Origin of the sequence: Cnuella takakiae (assembly GCF_001953305.1) — a bacterium.
Lineage (GTDB): Bacteria > Bacteroidota > Bacteroidia > Chitinophagales > Chitinophagaceae > Flavisolibacter > Flavisolibacter takakiae.
On record NZ_MTFE01000010.1, the window covers coordinates 5368530 to 5379287 of the forward strand.

Here is a 10758-nt window from a genome sequence, read left to right on the forward strand (position 1 = left end):
TTATCCACCACTGGCTTGATGCGGTAGCCTACCAGCAGCTTGCCATCGGGTGACCATTGCAACTGTCCATAAGGCCGCTCTTTGGTACCATCACTGGTAAAAGCGATGGCTTCCCCGCCAGCGGCAGGTTGTACATAAACATTGTAGTCGCGGATAAATGCTACCTGCTGTTTATCGGCCGAAAGGGAATCAGACCTATAAGCCCTTGCCCTCCGGCGAACGGGTCCCACCTCGTTTGGGTTGGCCACTCCCCAATTAGCACCGGCTCTTTCTTCGGCAGGCCTGGTCACCGTGGTTGCAGGTGCCGTAGTTTTTTCAACGGTATAACCAGGCAATGCCACCTTGTACCATTCACTGCCCAATTGCAGGGTCAGGTCTTTTGCCCCTACTTCCATATTGCTGATGGACAACTTTGCTGCTGGCATGCTTGTGCCGCTTGCTTTTTCGAGGGCAGCCGCAAGCCGGTGCTGGTCGAAAGCTGGTTGCCTGCTGCCTTTTGCAGGGTCTACCAGCCAGTATTCCCAACTGCTGTCGCGCAGCAGGTTGCGGTACCAGAAGCGTTCCCCACCCGGTTGCCAGTTGGGTTGAATGGTGGTTTTAAAAACAGTCTGCCGCACCACACTATCCAGGATAGCGGCTTTGCGGTGGCGCTCCAGCATTTCGTTGCGGGTAGGTTGGTATCGGGGTAAAACAGTAGCACCTGAAGTGGTTATGGAACTGGCTGTTTGCACCGTTGCAGGCGACTGTTGCGCAGTTGCCGGCAAAGCAGCAGTCAAGGCCATTAGGAAGGCAGCAAATCTATTTCTGGGCAAGAACATGTTCCGGTGTTTTGATCCGGTAAATTAGGGATAAAGCCTGCGCAGGGGTTGGCAGTAATTGACAGCCAATTGCCGGATATTAACCTGAAAACAAAGGAGGTAAATATTAGCAGCTTGCCCACGCTGAAAGTAGCTGGGATGCCGGTCTCGGCTAAGGCGAGACGGGATGACAGCATCAAAGGATCTGTCATCCCGAACTTGTTTCGGGAGTTCCGTTAAGCTTGCTCCATTTTGCATCTCTTTCCTTTCTTTTCTCCTGTAAGCCAATACTGTAGGCACTTTCAGGAGAAAAGCTTTTGCATTTAGAAGAGCCAAGATAAACTTGTTTCATCCCCTCCACAATCCCCCAAGCTCTGCTATATTTGGGCTGCAATACTATCTATATGCCCCAAGCCTCCTTTGTGCTCAAAGAGCCAAAAGCAACAGAAGACACCCTAGTTTATCTTCTGTATCACTTCAACTCTACCAAACTTAAGTACTCCACCTCTCAAAAGATACACCCCAAGAACTGGAACCCCGAAAAGCAAAGAGCCAAGGAGCTTAGAAGCTTTCCGGAGTACTCCCACTTCAACTTCATGCTGGACAAACTGGAAACGGCTGTAAATACCGCCTACCGCAAGTTGCTGCTGGAAGATTACACACCTACGCCCGATCTGCTCCGTAAGGCTGTAGATGAGGCCTTAAACAAGCGGGAGAATACTAAGGAGTTTATCCCTTTCATGGAGCAGGTACTTGAGGCATCCGACCGTAAGCCGGTTACCAAGAAGTCTATCCGGGTATCTATCCAAGTACTCAAGGACTATAAGGAGCATACCCGCAAGCCTCTGTACTTTGATACCATAGATTTGGACTTCCACAACTCCTTTATAGACTACCTCACCAAGGTTCGCAACCTCAAACAGCTTACCATCGGCAACCATGTAAAGAACATCAAGGTGTTTATCAGGGAGGCATTTGAGCGAGGATTGACAAAGAACAACTCTTTCCAGAGCCGTAAGTTTAAAAGCCCCTACGAGGAGGCGCAAACCATTTATTTAACAGAAGAGGAGATCAGCCGCATCTATGCCTTAGACCTCTCCGGCGCTCCCAAGCTGGAAAGGATACGTGATTTGTTTGTTGTGGGCTGCTATACTGGCCTAAGGTTCTCCGACCTCATTCAGCTAAACATCGAAAGCATCAACCAAGAACGGCAGGTGATCAAGGTGAAAACCCAAAAAACAGACGAACTGGTGATCATACCCATCAAGGGCATGGTGAAGGAGATCATAGCCAAATATGAGGGGCAGTTACCCCGAAGCATTGACAATACAGTTATGAACAACTACCTCAAAGAGATCGGGCAAAGAGCAGGTATTGAGGAGGCGTTTGAACGGGTAAGCACAAAGGGAGGCAAACGGGTGCGGGAAGTGTTCCAAAAATCGGAGCTTATCACAGTACACACAGCAAGGCGTTCATTTGCAACCAACGCCTATTTGCAGAATGTGCCTTCTATATCCATTATGAAGATCACCGGACACAAGACGGAAAAGAGCTTTCTTAAATACATTCGCATCTCTCAGGAGGACAATGCAAACAAGTTGATCAACCATCCTTTCTTTAGTTAAGAAACATTATTTAAATCATATAGAATATTAATAAGCGAACCGGAAAAATGCGTATGAAATCGAGTTTTTGAGGCTTTTCACCGATGATAACCCGTAGAACATAATTTATACAACACCTTTGTTTTACTTATTTGAAAACGAATTTTCAAACTACACAGCAATCGGGATATGAAAAGATTTCAAGTATACTGGGTTGATGATGAAAAGGAAGAAAGAGAAATCATTCAGCAGATTTTTGAAGAACAAATTAAAGAAATTGAACTAGTCCTTTTTGATGATGGAAGCATTTTGCTAGATCAGTTAAGAGATCAATCATTTATTGATCAACATCCTAGCCTTATAGTAACTGACTTAAATATGCCGGGGCTAGATGGAAGAGAAGTTATGCGACAAATAGCTTCTGAAAGCGACATGAGGCATATTCCAATGGTTATATTTTCAAGTAGCAATAATAGGCTGGATAGTTTTTATCTGACTTTTTTCAAAGCTACACGGTATGTAAAGCCAACGAATGCCTCAGAATACAAGGAGGTGATAAATAAAATTTTAGAAAAACACTTATGTAATGAGGCTGATGTATAGCAGGAGCTTAGTTCTTCTGCTTAGCACACCTTAATAAATTTTGGATTGGGAACCAACGTATTGAAATAGATTGGTTGCGGCCTGCTGTTCTCAGCGGGCCTTTTCTTTGAATTAAATTACATCATGGACTCAATTAAATATCAAGTAGGAAGCTGGTTAAAAAATAGGGAGCAAAATGCTGTCAACTCGGATATTGATCAGCGGCTCACTTTATTGGAAGAAAAAGTTTTTAAAAAACTTAAAGGCTTGCGAGCAACAGATGCTCAGCGATTTCTCCTTTTTCATTACATGAAAGGATTGGAGCCAATTATCCAACGTAGTGATATATCTCAGAACCAAAAAGACCTTTTGGTAAGTTTAATAATTAACATTGACCAGGACAATGCCAAGAAGTTTTTAGCTGAATTGGGTAAAAAAGTAAAGCCTAAACTAGAAACAGAAACTAATTACAACTTCCTTGTTCAACAATTTGCAAGTTTAGGTTTATCCGACCTGGAAGCAAAGGCCGAAATTATTTTAACCAAGATCAGAGCTGAAAAGGAAAAGTAAAAATCCTGAAGTAAAGGGGTTACCCCTTCGGGTTACCCCCACCCCCTCCATATTCATTTTTGCTCTGTCAATAAAAGACAAGTAAAAATGAGTTCAATTATTTTATCCGGTGTTACTCTAGAAAGCCTGCTTTTACAGATCGAGCAGCTTTTGGATGCCAAGATTGGTATGCAGCACCAAACACAGAAGACTGAAGTATCTGGTTATCTCTCCCGTAAAGAAGTGGCTAATCTCCTGAAGATTACCCTTCCCACCTTGCACGACTACACAAAGCAGGGTAAGCTACAAGCTTACAAAATCGGTACTCGTGTCTTGTACAAGGAGTGCGAAGTAAAAGCTTCTTTGGAAGGTATCTCCTCACGCAAACACAAGAAAGGAGGGGTTTACCATGGCTAATATCACCATTCAAAAGAACCCCAAGAAGCCAAAGGGTAAGATGTACGAGTGTCAAGCATTCTTTGCAGAAACTTACCCTAAGAAGTGGAAGTATGTAAGAGACTTGGAAAGCTTCTCCAACTTCCTGAGGCAATCGCACCCTGCTTACAAGTACTTCAATGTCTATGAGAAAGGAAGTAGGCAGTTCCTCAAGCGGTTCTATCCTGGGAACCTCGTTCCTAAGGTCTTGCCTTTTTGGGTCTTTGCCTCCCTGGGCTTACTAACCCAGAAATTCACCTCTAGTAATACCTCTAGTTTCTCTCAGGTACTCCAATATCCTTTGAAAAACACCCCTGGTGAAACTACCCTTACTACCTCTGCTTATGATTTTAATTATTGTGCAACGATTCCGACATTTTGGAAACGAAAAGGAGGTGCCTCATGCTAGTATCGAAGAACACTTTCGGTGTTAGCTGTGTGGTTGTAGCTCCTCAGACTGTCCATGCGGATAAGATCGGCGGTTTTGGTGGGTCTTCACTCGAAAGGAAGACCTATCCCAAGAAAGTCAAATCACTTGTAGAAGAACTCCTAGAAAAACCGCTCCTTTCTACTCCTGAGGAGAAGAAAGCCCCTAAACTCCGCACAATGTCTCCCAGGACAAAGTCAAAGATTAGAAAGAAGATCATCTCTTTTGCAAGGATCAACAAGCGCCTAAGCTTTCTTACCCTGACCTTCTGCAATGCTGTAGAAGATCAGAAGGCAGTTAAGGTACTTGGAGACTTCCTAGAGAATGCAGGCAAGCGGATGGACGATTTCCAGTACTTGTGGGTTGCTGAAAAGCAAACAGAGAACAAGGTCTTCAAGGATAACATCCACTTTCATCTAATCACAAACAAGATGTGGAAGATCAAGAAGTGGTGGCCCTATTGGTTGGAACTGCAAAAGCGGCATGGCATAGTACCCAGGGAGGAAGGCTATAAGCCTACATCCGCCTTCAACGTGAAAGCTGTTCAAACAGGTAATATCAGAGGGCTAGTTAAATACCTGACAAGTTATGTAACTAAAAATGAAGGGCAATTTGGTTGCCAGGTATGGAACTGCTCCAAGAAGATAAGCCACTTATATACAGAGTTCTATTCCGGGATGGAGTTTATCCATCAACTCCGAAGCTTAGAGGCACAAGGGCTGCTTGGAGGGGCGATAAAGACCTTCTCTAAGGAGTGGTGCAATGTTCACCTGATACCGCTTAATCGAACCACATCCCCTTTCTACAACAAAATAGATCAAAAGAACAAGGAAGTGTGGGGTAAGGAAGAAAAGGAGGTGGAAGATGCTTCAAAATAGAAAAGTGAGTGCCTTAGAACGTGCTGGACTTCGGATCAGGGGCATAGAGCAGGAAGAACAACTGCAAACCCATCCGGAGCTTGCCGGGGCAAAGTTGCAGTTCTCCATTTTTCAGGATGCATCCGGAGCTCTCCGGGTGCTCCATTCTGAACAAGATGAGGAACTGCTTGCCTTGCTGCTCTCAGCCTTTCATCACCATAAAGGCATACATGACCTTACCAAATTGGCACTCTTGAACATAGAAAAGTTTAGGAGTGGTAAGCTGACTGAAGCTAACTACCTGCTTGAAAGAACGGTGGAATACATCCAATTACAAAAATCTAAAAACCTATACCTATGAACTGCATTGAAAAGCTAATGCACCTAGAGTGTGAGCCTTGTGTACTCAACTCCAAGATCATCGAGTTTGAACAACTACCTGAAAGCGAGAAGTACAACTTTGACTACTATGACAAAGTGAAAGACTTTCTCCTGTACTGCGAAAAATGCAATGTTTACAAAATTGTTGCAAGTAATTAGGAGGCGTGAGCCTCCTGTTTACTTTTAGGAAATTGTAGGCATTTCTAAAGATTCTTCGCCTTCTTGGCTTCCTTGCAATTGCTCATCATAGTACGATACTATGTTAGCTCCGCATTGGTGTAAATAGTCAAATGTGATGATTTCAATTTGATTTAAAGTTGAATTCAACATCCTTAAAGCTTCTAATTGCCCTTCTTTAAAATCTGAAGACCTTCCTAATACAACTCTAATTCTAGGCCTCAATAACTTGAAACGATGTGTTTTTTCAAGGATGAGCTTGTAATCTTCTAAAACTTTCAAGTATTGCATGCACTGCCCAATCACTTTTGAAAGCTCCTTTGAAGGATAATAGCTTTTATGACTGTCATCGTATCCAAATAGGTCAAACTTTGGTCGTTTCAATTCTATAAGATCAATAAAGCCATCTGTAGTCTCCATTATCAAATCACTTTCAGACGAAATGCCGATTTGGCGTGCGGGATGCTTCTTTACGTAATCTACACCTAAGGTCCAAAGGTTTTGTTCAATCCAATTTTGAAATATTTTTTCAGGCTGTTTAGCTAAATACCTTGTTAAGGATGGGTGTTCTTTTATTTCTTCAGTAATGTTTCCGCCAGCTTCCAATTGAAGCAATAAGAGGAGATCATCCAGTGCTTTTCGATGATTCGTTTGGCGTATGGCTGCATGAAGATTCTGAATTTCACTTTCAGATAACGCATTTAGAACTGTTGTAAGCTTATCATTTTCTCCAATTTTGTTGAAAACAGATTTCAACAAACTAACATCAACATTGTCAATCTTTGAAGCAATCTCGCGGATATCTTCACTAGCTGAAATAAATGAGCATTCGTTATCTAAAGTCTCATCCTTTAGTATTGAGATAGAGTTAAGACTGTCATATATCAATTTAATCTCAGAGTACTGGAGGGTAGCAGAAAATAGATGATTAAATTTATTGTTTAAAGCATACAAATTAAGAGTTAGACGTTCTCGTGAAGTAGAGTCATTGCTGTCAATTCCTCCAAAGTTTATAAAAAGCCTAAGCTTTTCGTTTTTAAAGATTTCCCGTTGATATTGTACGCTCATTAGAGTTTAGCAATTACCCGTGAATATTGAACAGAATTAGGTTTGTATCCAACAGCTTGTACAAACTTTTCTGCTTCCTCGAGCAAAATGATGTTCTCAAGAAATTCTAATTTAAATGGTCGCCACCCTGGAATTTTTTCTCTACTTTCAGAAACACCTGAAGTTTGGTAGATATCAACCATAAGGTTGTTGGTTGTTGGGTGTAAGAAGATTGCATGTGGGTTGCCCCATCTAACTCCTGGTACTCTGTTTTTAGAATCGTACTCAAAACAAATGGGTGTTCTATTTTCGATGGCGAGGGTAAGAATTTCAAGAATAGTCATTTCGTTTTGGTATTTAAAAATTAAATAATTGGTTCCTAAAATAAGAAACTAAAAACTCTTCTTTACTCTTACTTATCCACCAAGTTTGAACTTGAACCTGTAATTATTAAAACAAATTGATTGGTTTCTTTGGTGTTCTTGAGAAACGTGTGCTAAACAAAACATCCCCTATATATCCCCATTAGATATATTTAGCGTGCAAGTATTTGATTATTAATAATTTGTCACATCTTAAGAACTTGTTTCGGGATCTCCTTGCACCTACGGAGTACCCGTGTATACAAGGGGATGCTGAAACAAGTTCAGCATGACAGAACATAAGGACACAGTCATCTCCGACATATGTCCGGGATCTCCTGCTTATATCGGAGTACTAGTTTCAGCATCTCCAGGCACAAGTTCACTCCGGAAAAAACACAATCATTTACCAGCAACACTACTTCAATATCCACTCATGTATCCCCGAAGCATGCTCCGCGGGCAGCTGCACTTCCAGCTTCATGGCTGTGGTGGTGACGGGTTCAAATCTTACCGTGTTGTATTTGTCCTTTTCAATACCGTAAGCAGTGGCTGCTTTTACCGGCACCCACTCGTTCCCCTTTTTGTATAAAACACGCCAGGAAGCAGGGATGCGCGTACCACCAAAGGGTGCATCATCGAACCAGTATATCTGAGATTCGGATACGGTATGCTCTTTATCGAAATCATACTGCACCCATTCCAGCGAATTCTTCTTGGGCCACCAATGGAAAAACAGGTTGTTGTGGTCGATGGAACTGGCGGGCTCGGCCTGGTCGTTCAGGGCCAGCAGCATGGTCTTGCTGTTTACGGAAGCCGATACCTTGCTGGTGGATGCAATGGTGGGTGCAGGCTTGGGCTTGGCAGCTGATTCCTCGTAAGGAATCCATACCATCATCTCGCCGGCGCCCCGGTTGGCCCAGGTGTAATAGGGAATGGCCGTTACGGGTTGCGCTGTTTTCAGCAGTGCATCCGTAGCCACCTGCCGCTTGGCGCCCACGCCTTTTGTTTCCAGTACCATCACACCACCCAGCAGGTCTTTACGGTAGGAGGCTTGTACGGGAGCATCTTTGTCAACTAAAATATTTTGCACCAAGCTGTCTTTATTGTCGGCCCACTCCAGGGTATATACAATGGGGCCGCGTTGAAAAGCAAACCTGCCTTTATCATCTTTAACGCTTTCGTGCGCCAGCACCTTCTGGGTTTCCATTGGGAACACCACTTGTACCAGGTCGCCCTTCTTCCATTTGCGGTTGATCACCGCATAGCCTTTTTCCATTTGGTAGGGTTCGGTCTTGCCGTTTACCGTGATGGTCACCGGCTGCTCTTTTCCATCCGTAAACCGGTACAGGTCGCCGGGAACGGGCATCCCCTGCGCCCAGCCCGGCACCCGCACCCGCAGGGCAAAGGCCGCCTGCTTGTCGGGGTCAACCTTCAGCTTCACCACACCCTGCCAGGGATATTCCGTTTCCTGCGTGATGTTGACGAGGGCCGCCGGCAACTGGATCTTGCCGGTATTGCTCATAAAGAGGTTTACATAGAGGTCGTTCTTGTTTTGCGCATACACATAACCCGGCACCGATGGCAGGAAGCGTGTCATGTTGGAAATACAGCAGGCGCAGTCGTACCAGTCGCGGCGCGGGTGTTGCCCCATCGATGCCAGCGGGTTGGGGTAAAAGAACCGGTCGCCACTTAGCGATAGCCCCGACAGCAACCCATTGTACAGGGTTCGCTCCAGCACATCGATATAACGGGCATCGCCATGGAGCTGGAACATCCGGTTGTTCCAGTACACGTTGGCAATGGAGGCACAGGTTTCGGCATATGCCGACATATTGGGCAGCTGGTAGGCCGCACCAAAAGCTTCGCCGGCGCCTGTGGCACCGATGCCGCCGGTGATATAGATTTTTTTGTTCACCACATCGGCCCAGATATCATCGATGGCCTTGAGGTAGCGCTGGTCGCCGGTGAGTGCCGCCACATCGGCCATACCGGCGTACATATAAGTGGCACGAACGGCATGGCCTACGGCTTCGTGCTGGTCCACCACGGGCACATGTGCCTGCCCGTATTCGTTGGGTTCTTTGCCAGGCCGGGGGCCGCGGGTGTCGAGGAAAAACTTGGCGAGGTCGAGGTATTCTTTTTTGCCCGTGGCGCGGTACAGTTTGGCCAAGCCCATCTCCACGATCTGGTGACCGGGATAGCGCTCTTCTTTGCCCTTGCCAAAGTCACGCACCAGCAGGTCGGCATTCTTGGTGGCGATGTTCAGCAGGTTCTTTTTACCGGTTGCTTTATAGTGGGCAACAGCCGCTTCGTAGAGGTGACCCGAGTTATACAATTCGTGGCTCAGGTCTTCTTCCTTTTCCCAGCGTTTGAATCCCACCCATTCATGCGGCTTGGCGGGGTTGATGGTGCGGAAGGTATAGAGATAACCATCGGGTTCCTGCGCATCGGCAATATAGGAGATCAGCGTATCGATATACCGTTCCAGTTGGGGGTTGAGTTTTACCTGCAGGGCGTAGGATGCACCTTCGATCACTTTGTAGATATCGGTATCATCAAACGTAAAGGTGGTGAGCTTATCACCCGGTATCTTTTTGGCGGCCCGCAGGAAATTGTCGATGCGCCCCGTAGTCTTCACCTTGTCGAGTACATAGGGGATGGTGACGTTGGCATTGAGTTCCATCTTGGGCATCCAGAAATGATCGTGCACATGCACCCGGGTGAAATCGACAGGTTGGATGGGATAATCGGCATGCTGCTGTGCCTGCACCAAACCGCTACCGGCCATTGCTGCCAGCAGGGCCAGTTTGCCCAGGCTTTTATTATTTAGAAACATGGGAGTCTTTTTGTTGGGTGATCAACTGGAGGCAAATAATCGCTGTGCTAAGCTAACCATAAGCACCTGCTGCATCAAAATGCATATTACCTCGATGTTTACCGATTTTAACCGGTTTGGCTTACGGTTGCTTAGAACCAGTAAGGGGTGAAATTGCAATTGCTTTATTTGGCTAATGACAGATATGGCTGTACCGGGCACACATCCATTGCTTTGGTTAAAATCCGGTAAGTTCGGGTGAAATGATGGGCTGCAAGAGGTAAAGGAAAACGATAGTTTAGCAGGTTGGAGCAAGTGTAGAAAAACGGAATTCCAAGGGTGTTTACAAAGGGAAGAATGGCGGATGCCGCAAAGGTTGAGCATGCCTAAAATGTTGTTCCTGCTGCATAGGTTGTAAGTGATATTGGTATTGTTTGCATTGTGATAGTTGTGCGTGTTGGACAAGTTGTGCATTTGTGGCCAGTTGTACCTGTTACAAATATTACGCATGCGGCAAAGCCCGCAGGGCTCAAATCTCAATAGCCGCCACTGCAACCGGCGGTAAAGAAAACCAACAGCAAATAACCACACCCAACCCCGTAGGGGTTGAACAGCATAGATGCAAAAGATTCAACCCCTACGGGGTTGGTCATTGAAGGAGCATCGTTTGCAGGCATCCGCCGGTTGCACCGGCGGTTATTGAGATTTGAGCCCTGCGGGCT

General features: G+C 45.3%; 12 protein-coding genes. 7 read left to right on the forward strand and 5 right to left on the reverse strand.

What is annotated here, in order from left to right; translation table 11 throughout:
• Window positions 1-818 (reverse strand): DPP IV N-terminal domain-containing protein (locus BUE76_RS24060; protein ID WP_173702671.1); only part of this gene is annotated, 818 nt, incomplete at its 3' end.
• A 383-nt stretch (window positions 819-1201) separates the two neighbouring features.
• Here BUE76_RS24060 and BUE76_RS22890 point away from each other — a divergent pair.
• From BUE76_RS22890 to BUE76_RS22925, 7 genes are all read left to right on the forward strand, one after another.
• A complete protein-coding gene (locus BUE76_RS22890; RefSeq protein ID WP_073038799.1) occupies window positions 1202-2422 on the forward strand; it encodes a site-specific integrase in 1221 nt (406 codons plus the stop codon).
• Between the two features lie 168 nt (window positions 2423-2590).
• Window positions 2591-3004, forward strand: a complete 414-nt coding sequence (locus BUE76_RS22895; RefSeq protein ID WP_073038801.1) for a response regulator — start codon at window positions 2591-2593, stop codon at window positions 3002-3004.
• Window positions 3005-3127: 123 nt separating this feature from the next.
• Window positions 3128-3553: a hypothetical protein gene (locus BUE76_RS22900; RefSeq protein WP_073038803.1), complete on the forward strand. Its 426-nt coding sequence runs from the start codon at window positions 3128-3130 to the stop codon at window positions 3551-3553.
• A gap of 87 nt (window positions 3554-3640) precedes the next feature.
• Window positions 3641-3949, forward strand: coding sequence for a helix-turn-helix domain-containing protein (locus BUE76_RS22905; RefSeq protein WP_073038805.1), 309 nt, complete (start codon window positions 3641-3643; stop codon window positions 3947-3949).
• A 420-nt stretch (window positions 3950-4369) separates the two neighbouring features.
• Window positions 4370-5272, forward strand: a complete 903-nt coding sequence (locus BUE76_RS22915) for a rolling circle replication-associated protein (RefSeq protein WP_073038809.1) — start codon at window positions 4370-4372, stop codon at window positions 5270-5272.
• Window positions 5273-5276: 4 nt separating this feature from the next.
• A complete protein-coding gene (locus tag BUE76_RS22920) occupies window positions 5277-5612 on the forward strand; it encodes a hypothetical protein (RefSeq protein ID WP_143157143.1) in 336 nt (111 codons plus the stop codon).
• Complete coding sequence (locus BUE76_RS22925) at window positions 5609-5791, forward strand: hypothetical protein (protein ID WP_073038814.1); 183 nt, start codon at window positions 5609-5611, stop codon at window positions 5789-5791. The genes BUE76_RS22920 and BUE76_RS22925 overlap by 4 nt, the downstream gene beginning before the upstream one ends.
• Window positions 5792-5815: 24 nt before the next feature.
• Here BUE76_RS22925 and BUE76_RS22930 read toward each other — a convergent pair whose 3' ends face one another.
• The 4 genes from BUE76_RS22930 to BUE76_RS24930 all read right to left on the reverse strand — a co-directional run.
• The gene (locus BUE76_RS22930; RefSeq protein ID WP_073038816.1) at window positions 5816-6877 is read right to left on the reverse strand and encodes a Shedu anti-phage system protein SduA domain-containing protein; all 1062 of its coding nucleotides are present in this window, start codon (window positions 6875-6877) and stop codon (window positions 5816-5818) included.
• Entirely contained in the window at window positions 6877-7200 is a 324-nt protein-coding gene (locus BUE76_RS22935) for a hypothetical protein (RefSeq protein ID WP_073038818.1), read from the reverse strand. Before BUE76_RS22935 ends, BUE76_RS22930 begins: the two co-directional genes overlap by 1 nt.
• Before the next feature lie 436 nt (window positions 7201-7636).
• A complete protein-coding gene (locus BUE76_RS22940) occupies window positions 7637-10057 on the reverse strand; it encodes a glycoside hydrolase family 127 protein (protein ID WP_073038820.1) in 2421 nt (806 codons plus the stop codon).
• Between the two features lie 515 nt (window positions 10058-10572).
• The coding region (locus BUE76_RS24930) for a hypothetical protein (RefSeq protein WP_216820719.1) at window positions 10573-10758 on the reverse strand (186 nt) is incomplete at its 5' end.